Here is an 895-nt window from a genome sequence, read left to right as displayed (position 1 = left end):
ATCGGTGGTTCTGCCGGCTTGGCCTCGAGGGTGATGTGCCTGACCACTCAACCTTCTCCAAGACCCGCCACGGCCGCTTCCGCGATGCCGACCTGCTGCGCGAACTGTTCGAGACCGTCGTCCGGCGCTGCATAGCTGAAGGGCTCGTCGGCGGCGAAGGCTTTGCGGTCGATGCCAGCATGATCGTCGCCGACGCCCATCGTCAGCGCGGGATCGAAACGGCCGAGGACCTCAATCCCAAAGCCAAGCGGGCCGTGGCTGAGTATCTCGCCACTCTGGATGACGCCGCCTTCGGGGCCGCCACGCCGGTGGAGCCCAAGTTCGTCTCCCCTGTTGATCCCGCCGCGCGCTGGACTGCCGCTTGGGGTGGCCCAGCCGTCTATGCCTATTGCACGAACTATTTGATCGACGTGGAGCACGCCATCATCGTGGACGTGGAGCCCTCGACCGCGGTGCGCCAAGCCGAGGTGACGGCCGCCAAGACTATGATCGAGCGGGCGCACGACGAGCTCGGCCTCTGGCCGGAGCGGCTGATTGCCGACACCGGCTACGGCTCGGCCGAAATGCTGAACTGGTTGGTGCATGAGCGTGGGATCGAGCCGCATATCCCGGTCTTCGACAAGTCTAGGCGCAAGGATGGCACCTTCTCGCGCGACGACTTCACCTACGACCATAAGGCCGATACATACATCTGTCCTGGCGGGAAGACGCTCAGGCAGCGCCAGAAGACCTATCGGATGCCACACCCTCTCGTCGACGAGAATGGCATGATGCGCTATCGCGCCAGCAAGCTGGATTGCGACGCCTGTGCCCTGAAGCCCAGCTGTTGCCCGAAGGAGCCGGCGCGCAAGGTGCTGCGCTCGATCTATGAGGGCGCGCGCGACATGGCCCGCGA

The 895-nt window shown here is 64.8% G+C and carries 1 protein-coding gene; it reads left to right on the top strand.

The genetic code is table 11. The features are described from left to right. The coding region (locus NKH28_RS34310) for a transposase (RefSeq protein WP_352981463.1) at window positions 1-895 on the top strand (895 nt) is incomplete at both ends.

This window comes from Mesorhizobium sp. M1227 (assembly GCF_040318315.1).
Taxonomy (GTDB): Bacteria; Pseudomonadota; Alphaproteobacteria; order Rhizobiales; family Rhizobiaceae; genus Mesorhizobium.
Note: the sequence above shows the minus strand (reverse complement) of the source record. Positions and strands in the feature narration are given on the sequence as shown.